This window comes from Paraburkholderia dilworthii, assembly GCF_000472525.1.
Classification (GTDB): domain Bacteria; phylum Pseudomonadota; class Gammaproteobacteria; order Burkholderiales; family Burkholderiaceae; genus Paraburkholderia; species Paraburkholderia dilworthii.
Genome location: NZ_AWZT01000006.1, coordinates 70,785 through 90,377, shown reverse-complemented (window position 1 = coordinate 90,377; position 19,593 = coordinate 70,785). Strand labels below are relative to the sequence as shown.

Below are 19,593 nucleotides of genomic sequence, written 5' to 3'. Positions count from 1 at the left end.
ATGGCATTTCATTCGACGATAAGGATCCAAACCAGGTCGATTACTACACGATTCTCGACGCGGATTTCCTCGGCGAGCGGATGTTCGGGCGCGAGTTCGTCGATTGGCAATTGAAAAACACTCAGCCTACTGAACTGCTGTTCCGCCTCGCGCGCGAGGCGCGCGTGGTGCTGCTGCCGGGGCTCGGTTTCGGCACGCAGCATGCGTCGGGGCGCGTGTCGCTTGCCAATCTCAACGAGTCCGACTACCGGCAGATCGGACGCGCGATGCGGCGGCTGATCGAAGAATACGTCGAGCGTTTTAATGCAGAGACCGGCAAGAAGCTCGATAAGACGAAGGTGAAGTAGCGGCTTGCCCTAGCTTGGCCGGACGGGCCGCCGACGCACGCTTGCAGCGCCGCTTTGGTAAGCATGGTCAAAGAACTTGCGCAATTGCGCGGATCGGTGAATGATCGGCCGTTGGCTCCTGTGCATTCCATCTTTGCGCTTTTCTTCAAGTACCGATCATGCCGACTCCATTATCTAACGTTGCGTCTACTGTTGTGCCGTGTCCGGTTGTCGAATCGCTCGACGCCATTCTCCCCGAAGAGCCGTTATTGATGATGGGCGCGGGGCCTGTGCCGATTCCCGCGGCGGTCGCCAAGGCCAACACGATCGTGATCAATCATCTGGGCGCCACGATGGTCAAGGTGATCGGCCAGGTGAAGACGATGGCGCGATATGTGTTCCAAACGAATTCGAAATGGGTGCTGGGGGTCGCGGGACCGGGCTCGGCCGCGATGGAAATGGCGATCTCCAATCTCGCGTGGGAAGGCACGCGCGTGTTGAGCGTCAAGAACGGCTTTTTCAGCGGACGGATGGCCGAGATGGGCCGCCGCGTCGGCGCGCGCGTGAGCGAACTCGACGTGGCCGACCGCTCCGTGGCGACTCTCGATGAGATCGCCGAGGCGATCCGCCGCGAGCGTCCGGAGATCGTCACGGTCGTGCAGGGCGAGACGTCGAATACGGTGTGGAACTATCAACTGAAGGACATTGCGGCGCTGGCGAAGGCGGCGGGCGCGCTGGTGATCGTCGATGCAGTCTGCACATTGAGCACGATGCCGCTCGCGATGGACGCCTGGGGTATCGACGCGGTGATCACGGGCGGGCAGAAGGGCTTGTCGTCGATTCCGGGCGTCTCGCTGATTGCATTCTCCGATGCGGCTTGGGCGCGCGTGAAGGGACGTACCGCGCCGAATGCGCATTGGTGCCTGGATGCTTCGCTCGCGGAGAACTTCTGGCATAACGCGGGGTATCACTACACGGCGCCGGTGTCGGGGGTGCTCGCCTTGCACGAGGCGCTGCGGCTCGTGTGCGCAGAGACGCTGGAAAAGCGTTTCGCGCGGCACCTGAAGTGTTCCGTCGCGTTGCAGGAAGGCGTGACCGCGCTCGGTTTGCAGTTGTATGCGCCGCTTGCTTGCCGGTTGAATTCGGTGGTGGGAATAGAGGTGCCCGCCGGGCTGAGTCCAGGCGATGTGTGCGCACATATTTCGCGGCAGCATCAGGTGGAGATTTCGGGGTCGTTCGGATTGCCAATCGTTCGGATCGGGCAGATGGGCGAGCAGTGCCGCGAGCACAATCTTTTCCGGACCGTGCACGCGTTGGGGCGCACGATGGTGGACCTCGGGGTTAAGGTGGATTTGCCTGCTGGGGTGGCCGCGTTGGAGAGGGGATTGTCGGGCGGGAAGTAAGTTTCTCGCTGCCGGTTTTTCGAAGTCAGGGCGGGCTGCTAGCGTTGCGCTTGTGTGCTGCGCGCAGCCGTCGCTCTTCGAACCGTCGGTGACGTTGGCTGGCGGGCAAGCTCGGGCGTTTGCACGCTCGCCGTAGGAACGGCTCGGGCTATACCAGTGCCTTGCCCGAGCCAGTGAACTCACTTATAAGCTAGCGCGCTAAGCCGAAAAACAGCTCAAAGCGCCGCAGGCATCTTCCCGACCTTCACATCCCGAAGATAAAGAAAAGCAGAAAGCCCCACAGCCGCGGCAGCGGCAATCGCCGCAAACAGAAACACCGACCCATATCCAAACTCGCCGGCAATGTACCCGGCCAACGGACCTGTAATCCCGAGAGACAAATCCAGAAATACCGAATAAGCCGACAAAGCCGCGCCGCGGCTAGCCGGTGGCACAAGACCCACCGCCTCGACACCAAGCGCCGGAAACACCAACGCAAACCCGAATCCGGTCAAGGCTGCTCCCGCGAGCGCAATATGCGGCTCAGGCGCGAGCCACAGCATCAACAAGCCGACACACTCAAACGAGAACGAGGCAATCGCGACGCGGAAGCCACCATACGTCTTGATCGTGTTGGCAAACAGCAGCCGCGCGCCGATAAACAGCGTGCCGAACACCGTCAGCGACAGCGCCGCGTTCGGCCACTGCTTCGCCGCATAGAACAACGTGATGAACGTTGCAATCGATCCAAAACCGGCCGAGCCGAGCGCGAGGCCAATGCCGTGCGGCAGGACGCGTGTGAATACGCTTCGATACGACATCCGCTCGCCGTGCACGATCGGCACAGGCGCCATCGGCCGCGCGAGATAAAAGCCGAGCGCCGCCAGCAGAATGACTAGAATGCCCAGCGCCGCAAAGCCTACCGTGCGCTCAATCGCAACGCCGAGCGGCGCGCCGACTGCCAACGCGCCATATGTGGCAATCCCGTTCCACGAGATCACGCGGGCGTTGTTGCTCGTGCCCACCCGACCGATTCCCCACAGAATCGCGCCGGTGCCGCACAGGCTTTCGCCGAATCCGAGCACGAGCCGGCTGCACACGAGGAGCGCAAGGCTCGGCGCGGGCCAGCGTCCGCATAAAACGGCCAGCAACAGAAGAATCCCGCTCGCGCCGCAACCGAGCAAGCCAATCGAGACCGTGCGCTTCGGCCCCAAGGTATCCGCCGAGCGTCCCGCGAGTGGCCGCGAGGCCAGCGTCGCGAGATATTGAACGCTGATTGCGGCGCCCGCGAGTACGGCGCTGTAGCCGAGGTCATCGTGGACGTAGCCCGGCAGCACGGCCAGCGGAATGCCGATCGTCAGGTAGCAAAGAAAGGTAAAAAAGACGACCGGGATAATCTGCAAAGTGGTCGAAAATTCGCTGCTTGGTGTCGCTGAGTCGGTGGACATGGGGAAAACGAGACTTGAAAACGGCGGAAAGCCGTGATTTTCCCACGGAACCGATTCTCTTGCAGGATCTGCTTAATAATTCACGGGACTAAAGTGGGTTCGGGCGCCCGCATAGTGAGGCGTTCAGGGCTTCAAGGAATGTTTTTGCCTGTGCAGAACGGTCCGCAGGCTCCGAAAAAATGGCGAGATATCGTTAATTGGCTACAAAACAACTCAAAACAGTCAGCCCAACATAAGCCAACATCGCGCGAAATCCATCTCAATATCGCTTTGTGAGTATGTCCCGCATGCGATCCACGCTATGGGTTGTATTTATTGACGGTGATAGTTTTCGAACCATCCCCGCGGCACCAAGAACATCCGAGAGCAACGAGACATGACTGAGCCGATTCGCTTCTACCACCGCAACGCGATCCGCGAGATCAAGGACGCGCCCGTCACCCGCACGGTCTTGCAGTATCTGCGTGAGGACGCGCACTGCACCGGCACCAAGGAAGGCTGCGCCGAGGGCGATTGCGGCGCCTGCACGGTCGTCATTGGCGAGCGCAATGACGCTGGCGGCGTCGACTTCAAGGCGGTCAATGCATGCATCCAGTTCATGGCGACGCTCGACGGCAAGGCGCTCTTCACAGTCGAAGATCTGCGCCAGCCGGATGGTTCGCTGCATCCCGTCCAGCAGGCGATGGTGGAATGCCACGGCTCGCAATGCGGTTTCTGCACGCCGGGCTTCGTGATGTCGATGTGGTCGCTCTACGAAAAGCACGGTCACGAGCATAGCTGCGCGAATCGGACGGTGCCCTCGCGCGAAGCGATCAGCAATGCGCTGACGGGCAATCTGTGCCGCTGTACCGGCTATCGGCCGATCGTGGATGCAGCGGTACGCATGTTCGAAGCGCCCGCGCCGAAAGCACCGGTGGACGTGGCGGCGCTCGCAGGCACACTCGCCACACTGGAGCGCGACGACACGTTTCGCTACGAGCACGCCGGTCAGCATTTCGACGCACCGCGCACCGTCGAAGCCCTCGCGCAAATCAAGGAAGCGGAGCCGGCCACGCGCATTCTCGCGGGCAGCACGGACATTGGCCTGTGGGTCACCAAGCAGATGCGCGAACTCGGCAATGTGGTCTACGTCGGGCGGATCGGCGAGTTGCAGAAGCTCGAAACGCGGGGCGACTGGATCGAGATCGGCGCGGGTGTGACCGTCGAAAACGCCTACGCGGAGCTCGCGAAACAGTATCCCGAGCTCACCGAAATGTGGCAACGCTTTGCATCGCTGCCCATTCGCAACGCGGGCACGCTCGGCGGCAATATCGCCAACGGCTCGCCGATCGGCGATTCGATGCCCGGCCTCATCGTGCTCGGCGCGCGCGTGATCGTGCGCGGCGGCTCGACTGAACGCGAAATGCCGCTCGAAGACCTGTACCTCGCATATCAGAAGAAGGATATGGCGGAGCACGAGTTCGTCGTCGGTTTGAAGGTGCCGACTCGCACAGGCGCGCGCGAGAACCTGCAATTCCGCACGTACAAGCTGTCCAAGCGTTTCGACTCGGACATCTCCGCGGTCTGTGCCGCGTTCTCGTTTATCGCGGACGGCAGCGCGGTTCGCGAGCCGCGCATCGCGTTCGGCGGCATGGCGGCGACACCGAAGCGCGCAACGCATGCAGAAGCCGTGCTGCGCGACGCCGAGTGGCACCAAGCCACCGCGCAGGCCGCGATGCTCGCGCTCGGCAACGACTATGCGCCGCTCTCCGATATGCGCGCGACCAGCAACTATCGTCTTGAAGCTGCGAAGAACACGTTGTACCGCTTCTGGCTCGAAACGCGTCCAGACAATCCGTTGCCGAAAAGCGCGCTGGATGTGCGCGCGGTGGCCGCAGCCTGCGCGCCAGCCGATTTTGGGGTCAGTGGCCACGCCGCAGCCAACGCCTGACGCGCGAGAGCGCAAAGCGCACGAAGAATACGGAGAACACAATGAATCAGCACGCCGAACCATTCCTGAAAGACGCTCAGGCGCTCGACGACTTCACGCAGGTCCACGTCTCGCGTCCGCATGAATCCGCGCATTTGCATGTGAGCGGCCGCGCCACTTACACCGACGACATCCCGACAGTCGCGGGCACGTTGCACGCCGCACTCGGCCTGTCGACCAAGGCGCATGCCAGGATCGTTTCCATGTCGCTCGATAAAGTGCGTGCGACGTCTGGCGTGGTCGCTATTTTTACCGCGGACGATATTCCCGGCGCCAACGATGTCGCGCCCATCGTCCACGGCGACGATCCGATTCTCGCCGACGGCACTGTGCAGTACGTCGGCCAGCCGGTATTCATCGTGGTCGCGACGTCGCACGAGACTGCACGGCTTGCCGCACGCCGCGCGGAGATCGTCTACGAGGAATTGCCTGCAATTCTGACCGCGCAGCAGGCGCGTGCCGCCAACCAGCATGTGTTGCCGCCGATGAAGCTCGCGCGCGGCGAGGCCGGCACGAAGATCGCACGCGCCGCGCATCGTGAGGCTGGCGAGATGCTGCTCGGCGGTCAGGAGCAGTTCTATCTGGAAGGGCAGATTTCGTATGCGGTGCCAAAGGACGACGACGGGATGCACGTCTATTGTTCGACGCAGCATCCAACTGAAATGCAGCACCTCGTTGCTCACGCGTTGGGCATTGCGTCGCATAACGTGCTGATCGAATGCCGGAGAATGGGTGGCGGCTTCGGCGGCAAGGAGTCGCAGTCGGGGCTCTTCGCGTGCTGCGCGGCGCTCGCCGCATGGAAGCTGCTGTGCCCCGTCAAACTGCGTCCGGACCGCGACGACGACATGATGGTCACGGGCAAGCGCCACGATTTCCACTACACGTATGAAGTGGGCTTCGACGACAAGGGTGTCATTGAAGGCGTTGCCGTCGACATGACCTCGCGCTGCGGTTTTTCAGCCGACCTGTCCGGCCCGGTGATGACGCGCGCGCTGTGCCACTTCGATAACGCATACTGGCTTTCGGATGTGACGATCGACGGTTTTTGCGGCAAGACCAACACGCAATCGAACACCGCGTTTCGCGGCTTCGGCGGTCCGCAAGGCGCGTTCGCGATCGAATACATCATGGACAACGTGGCGCGCTCGATCGGCGAGGATTCGCTCGACGTACGCCGCCGCAATCTGTATGGCAAGACCGAGCGCAATCAGACGCCGTATGGCCAGATCGTCGAAGACAACGTGATTCACGAACTGATCGACGAACTCGAAGCGACCAGCGAATATCGCGCGCGCCGCGTGGCGATCAATGAATTCAACGCGAACAACGAGGTGCTGAAGAAAGGCCTCGCACTCACGCCAGTGAAGTTCGGCATTGCGTTCAACGTCACGCACTTCAATCAGGCCGGCGCGCTCGTGCATATCTATACCGACGGTTCCGTGCTCGTGAATCACGGCGGCACCGAAATGGGCCAGGGCCTGAACACGAAAGTCGCACAGGTCGTCGCGCATGAACTGGGTGTGGGTTTCAATCGGATTCGCGTGACCGCAACCGATACGAGCAAGGTTGCCAATACGTCGGCGACAGCAGCTTCGACGGGTTCCGATCTGAATGGCAAGGCCGCGCAGGACGCCGCGCGTCAGTTGCGCGAACGGCTCGCGGCGTTTGCCGCCGAGCGTTTCGGCGTGGGCGAAGTCAACGCGTGTGATGTGCGCTTCGCGCATGGTCGCGTGATGGTCGGGGAGGCGGTAGTGCCGTTCGAGGAAGTAATCGCCAAGGCTTACCTTGCGCGAATCCAGCTGTGGTCCGACGGTTTTTACGCGACGCCGAAACTCTACTGGGATCAGGCGAAGCTGCAAGGCCGGCCGTTCTACTACTACTCGTATGGCGCAGCCGTGTCCGAGGTGGTGATCGACACGCTGACCGGCGAGATGCGCGTGCTGCGCGCCGACGGGCTGCATGATGTGGGCGCGTCGCTGAATCCGGCGCTCGATATCGGCCAGGTGGAAGGCGCCTTCATTCAGGGCATGGGTTGGCTCACCACCGAGGAACTGTGGTGGAACGCCGGCGGCAAGCTGATGACTCACGCGCCGTCCACCTACAAGATTCCCACGGTCAACGATACGCCGCCCGTTTTCAATGTGCGTCTGTTTAAGAACCGTAATGCGGAGGACAGCATCCATCGCTCAAAAGCGACTGGCGAGCCGCCGTTGCTCTTGCCGTTCTCGGTGTTCTTTGCGATTCGCGATGCGGTGTCCGCAGTGGGCGATCATCGTGTGAATCCGCCGCTCAATGCACCCGCCACCAGCGAAGAAATCCTCAAAGCGATCGGTTCGGTGCGAGCTGCGGCATCAGCGGCGAAGTATTCGGAGAAATGAACGCGATGAACCACTGCTCTTCGATCAAGATCGGCCGGCGCAGCGCAATCGGCGCACCGCATCCCGCGCCCATGCATATCGTGCTGTTCGGCGCGGGGCATGTGGGTCATGCGCTTATCCAGTTGCTCGGCAATCTGCCGTGCGTGGTTCAGTGGGTCGACGGGCGCGACGAACTGTTCCCCGACGAAACGCCCGCGAACGTGCAGATCGAAGCGACCGACACGCCCGACGCGATCGTCGATACAGCGCCGCCCGGCGCCTGGTTTCTGGTGATGACGCATAACCATGCGCTCGATTTTTCGCTCGCTGAACGCATCATGCGACGGCGCGATTTCAGCTACTTCGGCATGATCGGTTCGAAGACGAAACGCGTGAAGTTCGAGCGGCGTTTGCTCGCGCGTGGCGTGGAACTGGAACGGTTGCAGCAGATGACGTGTCCGATCGGTGTGTCGGGCATCGTCGATAAAGCGCCCGCGATGATCGCCGTGGCGGTGTGCGCCGAATTGCTGCAGGTTCGCGGGCGGCAAGCGACGGCAGAGGCCGCGGCGCGCAGTGGAAAGCAAGCTGTATTTGAACGTGTAGCGACAAACGTCTGAGATGCCTTAATCACTGGGCCACCTTAGCTGCGTGAACCACACCAATTACACCAATCACGCCGATCACCTGTGCCGCGTTGAGCGCCCGAAGCGTACTCGCCGCCAGCGTCCCCCACACCCTCAACCCGACCCGTACCGCACGCGCTTCGCGCGCCTAACCTTCTGCGCGACCAACCCGTCCGACACCTGCGACATCAACGCGCGCAGCCAGCCGAGATCACTAGGCCGATCCGGCTGCGGATGCCACATCTGGTAGCACTTGATACGCGGAAACGGAATCGGCGCCTCGACGACCGCTAGCGGCAGAATGCTCGCGTAGTGAGTCGCAAAGCGCCGCGTCGTCGTGAAGATCAGATCCGATTGCAGCAGCGTTTGCGGTACAAGGCCGAAGTACGGCAGCGTAGCAACGATGCGCCGCTCAGCGCGTGCGCGCGCGAACCCAATGTCGATGGCGCCCCCGCGCGCGCCGCTATACGGAGTCGGCGCGAGATGCGGCGCCGCGAGATATGCGTCGCGCGTGAGCGGCGAGCGCGTCAACGGATGGTCGGCACGCATCAAACACACAACGGTGTCGGAGAATAGATCGATGCGCTCGAAACGCGAATCGGGCTTCGGCCAGTTGCCGATCACAAGGTCGAGCTCGCCCGCATCGAGTGCGGCGGAATGGTCGAGCATCGGGCTCAGCGAATCGATTTCGAGCCGCGCGTGCGGCGCCGCCTCGCGAAACTGCGCGATCACGGTCGGCATGAAGAAGTCGTTCAGATAATCCGGCGCGGCTACGCGGAAGGTGCGGCGCGAACGGCCGGGATCGAAATCGCCGTGCGGCGTGGCGACGAAATCCACCTCGCGCAGCACTCGTTGCGCTGAAGCGAGCAGCGATTCGCCATATTCGGTCGGCACCATGCCCGACTTGCCGCGCACGAGAATCGGGTCGTTCAGCGTCTCGCGCAGCTTGCGCAGCGCGGTGCTGATTGCCGGCTGGGTCTGGTTCAGACGCAGCGCGGTTTGCGTGACGCTGCGCTCGACGAGCAGCGTGCGCAGCACGCGCACAAGCCAGATATCGAGGGAGGCGGCGGTGTCATCCATGATAAGGAGGCGAGGCGAAGTCGATCGGACGACGTGTCGAACCGCCCGGGAGACAGCCTCGCGCGAGAGGCAATCAGCGCGCGGATCATGCACGGCGCAAAGGTTATAACCTTAGGGCCGATTGCACTTCGGCCGCCATAGCGGGCGCGGTATGACCGGCATCAGCAGCACTCGGCGCGCCGCGCGCACGCCAGCGCGCTGAACACTCAGATCTCGGCCAAACCCGACGGCAGCGCGCTGATCCGCTTCACTTCGCTCGATTCCAGCCAGTTCGGCGTGCGTGCGCAGTACAGCACCATCGGCAATGCGTCTTCACCCCAGAACAACTGGTCGTTCAGGCGGAAGGTCGGCACGCCGTAGACGCCCAGGCGGATCGCGTCGGCGGTATTGCGCTGCAACTGGGCCTTCACTTCTTCGCTCCTGATGAGATCCGGACCATCGGGCATGCCCACGCGTTCGCACAGTTCGGCGAATGCGTTCTCAGTCGACGGATCGCGGCCTTCGCGCCAGATGAAGCGGAAAATCTCGCGCACGCAAACCACATCTGCCCGAGCGGCCGTGGCGAGTAACAGCGGTTTCATCGAGTCGAAAGGATGAGCCGGCGGCATCTTGTACGGTATGCCTAGTTGTTCCGCGCGAAAGAGCGCGTGCCGATACAGGAAGGTGCGCTTGGCCGGCACGCTGTAGGCGGGCCGCTGGCCCCAGTGACGATACAGGTCGTTCAGCACCACGGGCGTGAATACGAAGTCGAAGCCGGGCCATTTATCGTGTTGCTCCAGCAGCAGATACGTGAACGGCGAGACGAAATCGTAAAACCACAGCGGCTGCGCGGCGTCGATGCCAACGGTCATATATGTCTCCCGAATTGCCTGTCCGACAGATCGGCGGATGCGTCTGCTAGATCGTCGGAATTGTAATGATCTTACGCGGTGCGGTCGCGCCTTGCACCGTCAATCTGGTTTGGGGCGGTCGTCGGCGCGCGTTTCGCCGATCTCGGCGGCTTCGTTCGGCGCGGGGGGCGCGATGTCGGCGTCGCCTGCCTGGGGTACGGCGGTCCGGTCCCCGTCCGCGCTTTCGTCTGCGTCTTCCGTGGACATGTCGCGTTGGGCATCGCGGCTTTGCGTGAGCCTCGCCCGCACAAAGCCGATGTGCTCGCGCAGCACATAAAACTGGTCGGCATACGCGAGCGGCATCTTCAGACCATTCACCGAATCTTCGATCGCATCGAGCCGTTGCATCAACGAGGCCCGCTCGGCCGCCGAATGGTCGCTGAGCGCGCTGCGCTCGATTGCGATCAGCGCGCCATACCAGCGATAGATGCGCGACTTCACGCGCCACGCATACAGCGACGGCACGAGGCGCAGCGCCGGAATCAGCAGCACGACGAGCGGCACGACCACCACCAGCAACCGGTCGGCGAGGCTCGCGAGCCAGAACGGCAACAGGCGGTAGAGGAAGCTCTTGCCCGACTTGTAGTAGCGCGCGGCGTCGTCGCTGATCGGGAAGTCATGCGCAAGCGGCGCGGGGAATTCGCCGGCGCGCTGCATGATGTTCGCCTTGCCGTGCACTTCGCGCGCGGCCTCGATCAGCAGGTCCGACAGCGCGGGATGCAGCGAGTCGCGCGCTACCAGTTCGGCGGTCGGCGCAACCATGTGGACCGGCGCCGACGGCAGATTCTTGCCGAGATCGAAAGCGCCCATCGGTAATTCGAGCTGTGTCAGGTACGGAAAGCGGCGTGTGTATGCGTCGGCCTGCGAGAAATCGTAGAACTGCACGTTCGGCGTGCGATAAAGCTTGCCCATGACTGCGGGTTGTGCGGAGTCACCGGCGAGGAAAGCCGCGTCCACCTTGCCGGAGACGAGCGCTTGCGCGGCGTCGTCGCCGGAAAGCGGCAGCAGTCTGGTCGAGCCGCCCGGCTCGATGCCGTTCGCCTTCAGAAGCGCGAGCGCCAGTTCGCGCGTGCCGCTGCCTTCGGCACCGACCGCGAGCCGCTGGCCCTTGAATTCGGAGAGCCGCGCGACCGTCGGCCCGTGATAGAAGATCGCGAGCGGTACGTACGACACGCTGCCAAGTGACATCAGGCCGCTACTCGCCGCGCCGGGGGCGACACCGTCCTGTACAAAGCCCACGTCGACGTTCGAGTTCGGGTCCGACAGCCGTTTCAGGTTTTGCAGAGAGCCTTCCGACGGCAGCACGTTCAACGTGATTCGGTTGCGCGCCAGAATGTCCTTGTACTTCTGCGCCGCGGTCCAGAAGGTGCTGCCTTGTGGGCCGGCGCTGATGGTGAGCGTGCTGGGCGGCGCCGGCTGGATCAGGCGCACGGCGACCCAGATCGCGACGATGGCAATCAGCAGAATCGGCCCGAAAGAGACGGCGAGATCGCGCCACGAAATCGCAACGAAACGGGCAACGAGACGGGGAGGGCGTTTGCGGCCGGTGGCGGGCTTCATCGGATGACGGAACGGCTACGGTCGGGAGTGAACTGGATGGTGGCGCTGCGCGTGGCGCCGATGGTACCTGATTGTCGCGGTCGCGGCATGCCTTGCCGCGGCGGGCGCCGAGAAACGCGTAACAAAAAGTGACTGCGTGTGAGGCGGGGAGCGAGGGAGGAATGGGTGGCGAGTAAGCGGCGACTGAGTGGCAAATGAGCGGCGCGCGCCTGGCGACGGACGCGGCTTGAACGCCGAGCGAACCGCGCTTGAACGCCTCGCGCGCCACCAGTAAGCGGGGCTTGCGTGGCGAAGGAAAAGGAAGAAAGAGCCGCCGCAGCGAATAACCGTCCAGCATGTGAGACCCTAGCGAAAGCATATGAACCGGATATGAATGCGTGCGAAAACGCGCGGCCAAACCGGCTCGCTCGCATCCCGCATGACTAAACCCTTTGCGCTTCCGGCGTGGCTAGATTAAATTGTGCATCGCTGCCGCGAACACATGTTTCGCGCGACACGACCCGGCACGACACACAAGAACCGGGCGCGTCCGCGAAGATCGCGGCTTGCCAGTTTCCGTACCGCATCGCATGCGCGTCCTCGTCATCGCATGCGGCACATGGCAGCCGGCCTCTCTTGCCTCTCGCATCTTGTGTTGCAGCCATAGCCGGCCATTGGCTCGCCGCGCGCCTCGTCGCGCCTTGCGCATGGCCGCAGGTAGTCGTAACGAAGCCGCTTGATCAAGCGGTCCAATGTGAAGCTAAGGAGAGAAGAAATATGAAATCGGTCGGTTTTCTGAAGACGCTGGGCTCGGTGGTGGCAATGGTGGTGGCATGCAACGTCTATGCTCAGGCAAGCGATGCAACGGCAACGGGCACGACAGCCGCCCCCGCCGCTAGCGCGAAGGCGAGCAAGAAGGCCAATAGCCAGCTGGGCCGCAAGGTGCGCGCCGCGATCTCGAAGACGCAAGGCGTCGACGTGTCGAACATCGCCGTGCGTGCACGCGGCGGCGCCGTGACGCTGACGGGTTCGGTGCCCGACCAGGGGCAGATTGAGGCGGCCGGCAACGCAGCGAAGGGTGTCGCCGGTGTGACCTCGGTGTCGAACAAGCTGAACGTGATGCAGCAATAAACGCGGCGAGCCGGCGCATCGGTGAGTCCGCCGTGACGGCGTACTGATAGCGCGCACCGAGGAGTAGAAGCAGCGCGGCAATCAGCACGCCTCACACTTCGCGGCTTGTCAGGAAGCGGCGCCGCTTATAAGCAGGCGGCGCCGCATCTCGCAGCTCCCACGCGCCATTTCGACGCATGCGAACAAAAAGGCGCTGAAAGCGCGAACCGACTTCCGGAAGTTGGACCGTGTAACCACGGCTTGACGAGTCGGTCGGGTGCGGCTGTAGGCGACGTACCGAGCTATATCGTGTGCAGTGAGGGCGTGTGCAATGAGGGGGCCGATATCGCGATTGCGCTCACCTTTTCGCAGCAATCATGCAACGGTGATCGATTCGCCCCACGTCGTTGGCTCATGCATAATTTCGACAATACTTGAAATATCGAATTGACCATTCTACGATGCTCTCATGGACTCCAACCTCGTTGTACGCGCGCTTGGCGCGCTGGCTCATGAATCCCGGCTCGCGATCTTCCGTGCGCTAGTTGTCGCTGGTCCTGAGGGTATGTCCGCAGGTGAGATTGCCCAGCAAATAGGGCTGTCTCCATCGAGCCTGTCGTTTCACCTGAAGGACCTTTCGCACGCCGGACTCGTTACGGGCCAGCAGCAAGGGCGCTTTATCTATTACTCGGCCAACTTCGACGCGACGAATGGACTCATCGCGTTCCTCACCGAGAATTGTTGCGCGGGCGCAGCCTGTGGAGTTGAAGCAGCGCCGCAATGTCCAGGAGCGTCGACATGAAACGCATGCATATCCACATCGCTGTCGAAGACCTTCAAGCGAGCACCCGCTTCTACACATCTGTGTTCGGGGGCGCAGAGCCGACCGTGTCGAAGCACGACTATCGCAAATGGGAATTGAGCGATCCGAAGGTTAACTTCGCCATCTCGCAGCGAGGCGTACAGCCCGGAATCGATCACCTTGGTATCCAGGTGGAAACTGATGAAGAGCTTGCTGAGATGCGGGAGCGTTTCGCGAGCGCGGAGTCGCAGGTGATAGATCAGACGGCGACGACCTGCTGCTATGCGAAGTCAAACAAGTCCTGGGCCGTCGATCCACAGGGGGTAGCCTGGGAGACTTTCCGCACCGTGGAAGCCGCGCCGACTTACGGGCAGTCGCGGCAGGGCGGCGCGCTTGATTCGGATGCATGTTGCGCTCGAGCGCCCGCGACGAGCGCATTGCGGGATCACACATGAGCAGTCTGGATCGAACGGCAGGCGATTCTCGGGCGCCCCGAATTGGTTTCTTCGAACGGAATCTGACGGTGTGGGTCACGCTTTGCATCTTTACGGGCATTGTGCTCGGACACTGGCTACCGCCGGCCTTCCAGGCAATCGGTCGCATGCAACTGGCGCAGGCCAACATTCCGGTCGGCGTACTTATCTGGATCATGATCGTGCCGATGCTCGTGAAGATCGACTTCGGTGCGATGGCGCAGGTCAAGGGGCAATGGCGTGGCATTGGCGTGACGCTGTTCGTGAACTGGCTCATCAAGCCTTTCTCGATGGCGCTACTCGGCTGGATTTTCGTGCGTCATGTATTCGCAGCATGGTTGCCGTCGGCGCAGCTGGACAGCTACGTTGCGGGACTGATCCTGCTTGCCGCGGCGCCATGTACGGCGATGGTGTTTGTCTGGTCGCAGCTTTGCAAGGGCGACCCGTACTTCACACTGTCACAGGTTGCTCTGAACGACGCCATCATGATTGTCGGTTTTGCGCCGATCGTTGCGCTGTTGCTCGGCCTGTCGGCGATTGCGGTGCCTTGGGACACGCTGCTCACTTCGGTGGGCCTCTACATCGTCATCCCCGTCGCCATCGCACAGACGATGCGTCGCCGGCTGCTTCGACTTGGCGCAGCCCGCTTCCAACGCACCGTCGCTCGACTGAGCCCCTATTCGATCGGCGCGCTCCTTGCGACTCTCGTGCTGCTATTCGCGTTTCAGGGGCAGGCCATTGTCGGTGAGCCGCTAGTGATCGCGATGCTCGCCGTACCGATCCTGATCCAGGTGTTGCTGAACTCAGGTCTGGCCTATCTGCTGAACCGGAAGCTCGGTGTCGCGCATTGCGTAGCCGGTCCATCTAGCCTGATCGGTGCCAGCAACTTCTTCGAACTCGCAGTGGCGACCGCCATCAGCCTGTTTGGCTTCCAGTCCGGCGCGGCGCTCGCAACGGTTGTCGGTGTACTGATCGAGGTGCCCGTCATGCTGCTGGTCGTCGGCGTCGTGAACCGGTCGCAGCATTGGTATGAAACCCGAACACATTAAGGACAGACGACGATGAGTGTGATGATCTATCACAACCCCGACTGCGGCACGTCGCGCAATGTGCTCGCACTGCTGCGCGGCGCCGGGCGAGAACCCGCTCGTAATCGAGTATTTGGAGAATCCGCCCGATCGTGCAACGCTCGAGCGCCTGATAGCGGACAGCGGAATGGCGGTCCGCGACGTGCTGCGGACGAAGGACACGACGTACAAGGAATTCGGACTCGACGATCCAGCATCGAGCGACGCTCAACTGATCGAGGCAATGCTCGCCCATCCGATCCTGATCAACCGGCCGATCGTCGTCACACCGCGGGGCACACGCCTGTGCCGGCCTTCCGATGCGGTGGCCGGCCTGCTCGCGATCATGCCCGAGCGCGAGATCCTGAAGGACGAAGGGGAACGTCATGGCGCGCTCACAGGGGTCTTCAAGAACCAGATCGACTGGCTGCCGCTTGATTCTGGCAGCATCCGTCCCACACAAGGCCGCACGCTGGCTGTCATGCAAGTGTCCGGCGGCTCGCAGTCGTTTAACGCAGTCAACGCGCTACGCATATTAGGCCGCTGGATGCGCATGGTGACAATCCCAAACCAGAGTTCGGTCGCCAAGGCATTTCAGGAGTTTGACGAGAACGGGAGGATGAAGCCGTCGTCGTACTACGACCGGCTCGTCGACGTCATGGAAGAGCTTTACAAATTCACTCTGCTCGTGCGCGACCGTTCGGACTACCTCACCGACAGATACAGTGAGCGCAAGGAGCGCGCCCCGGCAAACGTAAGTGCGCTTGCCAATGCGGCGATGAGCCATGAGCACAGCGCACAAATCGCCGACACGGACGAGAGTGAGGTCGAGTAGCATCCCCGGGCCATCAGAGGCGCTGGCTATCTGGACGCTGGCACTCGCGCAACTCGTCTCGTGGGACTCTGTTCGCTATTCGTTTTCGCTACCTGTGAATTGGCGGTCGAGCAAGTTGAGGGAATGACTCAGACCCGACCTCCGTAGGCTCTATACCTTTTTGCGGCGAACCACCGATTTGAGTCAAAAAAACCCAAAGACGTTGGACGTTCCCAACTTCTTGCGGTCGGTTCGACGATGCCGGAGCATTTTGTTTTGTGCCACGCCATTATTGAAGCGGCGATGATGGTTCCATCAGAAGCTGCGCGGCAAGTCCGGCGTCGTCGTCCAACTGTGGGCGATGACACATTTCCGACGCCGCGCGAAGCGTAGTGTGTGCATGAAGAACCGGAGTCAACGCCATGCAAACCACGCTCCTGCGCTATACCGACCTGCCCATTACTGACCGGGCCGCCTTCGAACTGGTGTGCGCGCGGCACGGCTTCGCGCCCGCGCATTTCGACGTCAGCATTTGCGCCGATCCGGCCGATGCCGCCCACGAGCGCCTCGTTACGGTGCGGCGCGGCGGCTGGACGCAAACCTATTGCGAGCGCCAGGGTCAATGGGTAAGACGATTCGAGGCCGACCTGACTTGCCGCTTTTTCAGGTGAGCGCGGCGGGCACAGTCACCGGCGTCAGGCAGATATCAGACGAGCGTCAGAGGACGTCAGAGGACGTCAGGCCATCATCAGGCGAGCACGAGCCGCACGCCGACCAGTGTCAGCGTCGCGGCAAGCAGATTGCGCAGCAGCGCATCCGGCGCGCGCGCGGACAGCATGCTGCCCGCCGCGATGCCCGGCAGGGAACCCACCAGCAGCGACAGCAGCATCGACCAGTCGACCGAGCCGAGCAGCCAATGGCCCGCGCCCGCCAGAAGCGTGAGCGGCACCGCATGCGCGATGTCGGAGCCGACAATGCGCATCGTCGGCAGCAGCGGATAAAGCAGCAGCAACACGGTCACGCCGATCGCGCCAGCGCCCACCGAAGTCAGCGACACGAGCACGCCGAGCACCACGCCGGTCAGCATGGTGAGGGCGAGCGTGCGTCCCTGGCTCGGGGTGCGCTGACGGCGCGCGGCGAACGCCGCGAGTTGCGGACGGAACACAAGCGCGACCGCCGTCACCAGCAATGCGGCGCCGAGCACGATCTGGATCAGCCGGCTGGCGCCCGGCGTGTCCATGCCGTAGCGGTGCAACAGCAGCAGCGTGACGGTCGCGGCCGGCACGCTACCGGCGGCGAGCCGCAGCGTTATCTGCCAGTCGACGGAACCCTTCAGGCCGTGCACCAGCGTGCCGGTCGCCTTGGTGGCGGCCGCGTACAGCAGGTCGGTGCCGACCGCCGTCGCCGGATGCACGTTGAATAGCAGCACCAGAATCGGCGTCATCAGGGAGCCGCCGCCGACGCCCGTCAGTCCGACCAGAAAACCGACAAAGAGGCCGGAGGCGGAGTACAGCAGATCGATATGGGGAAGAGCCATTGAGAAGACCGCTGGCGGTCGGTGGATTGACAGTTGGGGCGCGGCCGGCGCGCGCGTGCCCTCCACCGCCGACGCAGGTCGGCAAATTGGACAGCAGACAACGCTCGGCGCAGCGAAAGCCGCTATTGTCGCAAAACTGACGCGCGAGCGTACGGAATCCAGGGAAAGGTGAATGCCGCGACCGCGCGGGCGCGGCGCGGCGCTCAGAGCGCGCGGCGAATTTCGACGACGCCGAAGGCGGCGAGCATGATCCCGACGAGCCGGTCGATTGCAAGCCGCAACTTGCTGCCGATCGCATGCCGCGCGAGCGATACGACCGTCACGAGAAAGCACCACCACGCGATCGAGCCGCAGAACACGCCGCCGACCGTCGTCAGCGCAATCGCCGACGAGAACTGGCCGCGCGGCGCAAGCGTCGTGAACAGTGCGGCGAACATGATGACCGTTTGCGGGTTGGTGAGCGTGAGCAGCAAGGAACTGGCGTACGCGCGCAGCGCACCGGCGCGGCCCACTTGCGCGAGCTTGCCGTCGCCGTCGCCGTCGCCGTTGCCGTTGTTTTCGCCGTTGGCCGCGTCGGCGGGAGGTTTTTGCAGCAGCGTGCGTACGCCGAGATAAAGCAGAAACAAGCCGGCAAGCAGATGCAACGGCCGGTCATACGCCAGCATGAACTGCGAGATGCCGACGAGGCCGAGCGCCGCGATCAGACCATAGAACGCATCGCCGCTCGCAATGCCGAGGCCGATGGCGAGCCCGGCTCGCGGGCCGCCCGTCAGCGTGCGGCGAATGCAAAGCATGCCCATTGGCCCGACCGGCGCGGCAATCGCAAGGCCGACGCCGGCGGCGGTGACGAAAAGGCTGGTCATGGACATGATTATTTCCGTTGGGTTTTTTGTGGCCGATAACGGTGAGTACCGCGTTGCGGGCCGCGTGCATTTGAAATGCGTCGATGCAAAGCGACAGCGGGCGCGAGCAACGCTCAGCATAGCGAGACGCCAGGCGGCGAGCAAGGGAGCAAGGAAGCGACGACGGGGGCAAGCGAGCAAGAAGGCGATGAGGCAAGGAGGCGATGAGGCAAGGCGGCAAGCAGCGGAACACACTCACCCAAGCGCCGCCCAAGACTTAACCGTAGATACCCCAGGAACCAACTCGGACGCCGTCTTCCTCGGGCATAATTTTCCCCACTCTAACTTGGGGAGCCGTCCCGCATGTGGCAGATCGATCAGGTGACGTTGCGCTTGTTCATTGCCGTTTGCGAGGAAGGCACGATTGCGCGCGCCGCCGAACGCGAGTTCATCGCGCCGTCGGCGGTCAGCAAGCGGCTCGCCGATCTCGAAGCGCTCGTCGACGTGGCGCTGCTTTCGCGCAGTCAACGCGGTGTGCGCGCCACTGCCGCGGGCGAGGCGCTGTTGCGCCATGCACGGCTCATCATGCGAGGCCATGAACGCATGCAGGCCGAGCTCAGCCAATATGCGGCCGGCGCGCGCGGCCATGTGCGCGTGCTGGCGAACGTGTCGTCGATGGTCGAGTTTCTGCCCGAGGCGTTATCCGAGTTTCTCAAGGCCAATCCGCAGATTCGCGTGGATGTGGAAGAGCGCGTGAGCGCGGAGATCGTGCGCGGCCTCGAGGAAGGCGTGGCCGATCTCGGCATCTGCCGCGATGTCGTGCCGATGGGCAGTCTCGACGCGCTGCCGTATCGCGCGGATCACCTCGCGCTGATCGTGCCGCGCGGTCATCCGCTTGCCGGCGAGGCAGGCATCGGCTTCGAGCAGACGCTTGCGTTCGACCACCTCGGGCTCTCGTCGAACGCGTCGGTCAATGCGCTGATGCAGCGTATCGCGGCCGGGAAAGGGCGTGAGCTCAACTACCGCACTTACGTGTCGACGTTCGACGCCGCTTACCGTTTCATCCAGGCCGGCCTCGCGGTAGCCATTCTGCCGGGCGAGGCGCTCCCCCGTCATGCCGCCGACGAATACGGCATCGTCGCCGTGCCGCTGCGCGAAGCATGGGCTGAGCGCCGCTTCGTGATCTGTGTGCGCGACCGCACTGCGCTGACGCTTGCCGCGTCGCATCTGCTGGAGCATTTGCTGCGCACGGTCTAAGGCAAGGATCGACGCCAGGCATCAAGGCCAGGTCTGGCGCTCGATCTCAACCGCGTGCTGCCGGGCAAGCACTGCTC

17 protein-coding genes and 1 pseudogene are annotated in these 19,593 nt (G+C 62.8%); 12 read left to right on the top strand and 6 right to left on the bottom strand.

The window, feature by feature from the left end:
- Window positions 1–2 precede the first annotated feature (2 nt).
- Together F759_RS0107895 and F759_RS0107890 are read left to right on the top strand one after the other, a co-directional pair.
- Window positions 3–347: pseudogene (locus F759_RS0107895) on the top strand (bifunctional aspartate transaminase/aspartate 4-decarboxylase); the annotation flags it as partial.
- Window positions 348–505: 158 nt separating this feature from the next.
- Window positions 506–1,729 carry a pyridoxal-phosphate-dependent aminotransferase family protein gene (locus F759_RS0107890; protein WP_027799366.1) on the top strand — a complete coding sequence of 408 codons (1,224 nt, stop codon included), beginning with the start codon at window positions 506–508 and terminating at the stop codon, window positions 1,727–1,729.
- Between the two features lie 215 nt (window positions 1,730–1,944).
- Here F759_RS0107890 and F759_RS0107885 read toward each other — a convergent pair whose 3' ends face one another.
- Window positions 1,945–3,156: an MFS transporter gene (locus tag F759_RS0107885; protein ID WP_027799365.1), complete on the bottom strand. Its 1,212-nt coding sequence runs from the start codon at window positions 3,154–3,156 to the stop codon at window positions 1,945–1,947.
- 376 nt (window positions 3,157–3,532) lie between these two features.
- Between F759_RS0107885 and xdhA the strand changes: the two genes are divergently transcribed.
- The 3 genes from xdhA to xdhC are packed head-to-tail and all read left to right on the top strand — an operon-like array spanning window position 3,533 to window position 8,099.
- Window positions 3,533–5,086, top strand: coding sequence for a xanthine dehydrogenase small subunit (gene xdhA, locus F759_RS0107880; RefSeq protein ID WP_027799364.1), 1,554 nt, complete (start codon window positions 3,533–3,535; stop codon window positions 5,084–5,086).
- 41 nt (window positions 5,087–5,127) lie between these two features.
- A complete protein-coding gene (gene xdhB, locus F759_RS0107875) occupies window positions 5,128–7,503 on the top strand; it encodes a xanthine dehydrogenase molybdopterin binding subunit (protein ID WP_027799363.1) in 2,376 nt (791 codons plus the stop codon).
- The gene (gene xdhC, locus F759_RS0107870; RefSeq protein WP_244438803.1) at window positions 7,476–8,099 is read left to right on the top strand and encodes a xanthine dehydrogenase accessory protein XdhC; all 624 of its coding nucleotides are present in this window, start codon (window positions 7,476–7,478) and stop codon (window positions 8,097–8,099) included. The genes xdhB and xdhC overlap by 28 nt, the downstream gene beginning before the upstream one ends.
- A 120-nt stretch (window positions 8,100–8,219) precedes the next feature.
- Here xdhC and F759_RS0107865 read toward each other — a convergent pair whose 3' ends face one another.
- The 3 genes from F759_RS0107865 to F759_RS0107855 form a co-directional block, all read right to left on the bottom strand.
- Window positions 8,220–9,185 carry a LysR substrate-binding domain-containing protein gene (locus F759_RS0107865; protein ID WP_027799361.1) on the bottom strand — a complete coding sequence of 322 codons (966 nt, stop codon included), beginning with the start codon at window positions 9,183–9,185 and terminating at the stop codon, window positions 8,220–8,222.
- Window positions 9,186–9,391: 206 nt separating this feature from the next.
- A complete protein-coding gene (locus F759_RS0107860; RefSeq protein ID WP_027799360.1) occupies window positions 9,392–10,036 on the bottom strand; it encodes a 2-hydroxychromene-2-carboxylate isomerase in 645 nt (214 codons plus the stop codon).
- A gap of 99 nt (window positions 10,037–10,135) precedes the next feature.
- Entirely contained in the window at window positions 10,136–11,635 is a 1,500-nt protein-coding gene (locus tag F759_RS0107855; RefSeq protein ID WP_027799359.1) for a TAXI family TRAP transporter solute-binding subunit, read from the bottom strand.
- A gap of 756 nt (window positions 11,636–12,391) precedes the next feature.
- Between F759_RS0107855 and F759_RS0107850 the strand changes: the two genes are divergently transcribed.
- From F759_RS0107850 to F759_RS0107820, 6 genes are all read left to right on the top strand, one after another.
- Window positions 12,392–12,745, top strand: coding sequence for a BON domain-containing protein (locus F759_RS0107850; RefSeq protein ID WP_027799358.1), 354 nt, complete (start codon window positions 12,392–12,394; stop codon window positions 12,743–12,745).
- A 448-nt stretch (window positions 12,746–13,193) separates the two neighbouring features.
- Window positions 13,194–13,526, top strand: a complete 333-nt coding sequence (locus F759_RS0107845) for an ArsR/SmtB family transcription factor (protein WP_027799357.1) — start codon at window positions 13,194–13,196, stop codon at window positions 13,524–13,526.
- Window positions 13,523–13,981: an ArsI/CadI family heavy metal resistance metalloenzyme gene (locus F759_RS0107840; protein WP_027799356.1), complete on the top strand. Its 459-nt coding sequence runs from the start codon at window positions 13,523–13,525 to the stop codon at window positions 13,979–13,981. The genes F759_RS0107845 and F759_RS0107840 overlap by 4 nt, the downstream gene beginning before the upstream one ends.
- The gene (gene arsB, locus F759_RS0107835; RefSeq protein ID WP_027799355.1) at window positions 13,978–15,048 is read left to right on the top strand and encodes an ACR3 family arsenite efflux transporter; all 1,071 of its coding nucleotides are present in this window, start codon (window positions 13,978–13,980) and stop codon (window positions 15,046–15,048) included. Before F759_RS0107840 ends, arsB begins: the two co-directional genes overlap by 4 nt.
- A 58-nt stretch (window positions 15,049–15,106) precedes the next feature.
- On the top strand, window positions 15,107–15,901 hold the full coding sequence (locus F759_RS44815) for an ArsC/Spx/MgsR family protein (RefSeq protein ID WP_274533469.1): 795 nt from the start codon (window positions 15,107–15,109) through the stop codon (window positions 15,899–15,901).
- Window positions 15,902–16,302: 401 nt separating this feature from the next.
- A complete protein-coding gene (locus F759_RS0107820; RefSeq protein ID WP_027799354.1) occupies window positions 16,303–16,551 on the top strand; it encodes a hypothetical protein in 249 nt (82 codons plus the stop codon).
- A gap of 77 nt (window positions 16,552–16,628) precedes the next feature.
- On the opposite strand, the gene F759_RS0107815 is transcribed toward F759_RS0107820, so the two are convergent.
- Both F759_RS0107815 and F759_RS0107810 read right to left on the bottom strand, forming a co-directional pair.
- Window positions 16,629–17,417, bottom strand: a complete 789-nt coding sequence (locus tag F759_RS0107815) for a sulfite exporter TauE/SafE family protein (protein WP_027799353.1) — start codon at window positions 17,415–17,417, stop codon at window positions 16,629–16,631.
- 203 nt (window positions 17,418–17,620) lie between these two features.
- Window positions 17,621–18,286: a LysE family translocator gene (locus tag F759_RS0107810; protein WP_027799352.1), complete on the bottom strand. Its 666-nt coding sequence runs from the start codon at window positions 18,284–18,286 to the stop codon at window positions 17,621–17,623.
- Window positions 18,287–18,622: 336 nt separating this feature from the next.
- Between F759_RS0107810 and F759_RS0107805 the strand changes: the two genes are divergently transcribed.
- Window positions 18,623–19,516: a LysR substrate-binding domain-containing protein gene (locus F759_RS0107805; RefSeq protein ID WP_027799351.1), complete on the top strand. Its 894-nt coding sequence runs from the start codon at window positions 18,623–18,625 to the stop codon at window positions 19,514–19,516.
- Window positions 19,517–19,593: the final 77 nt, after the last annotated feature.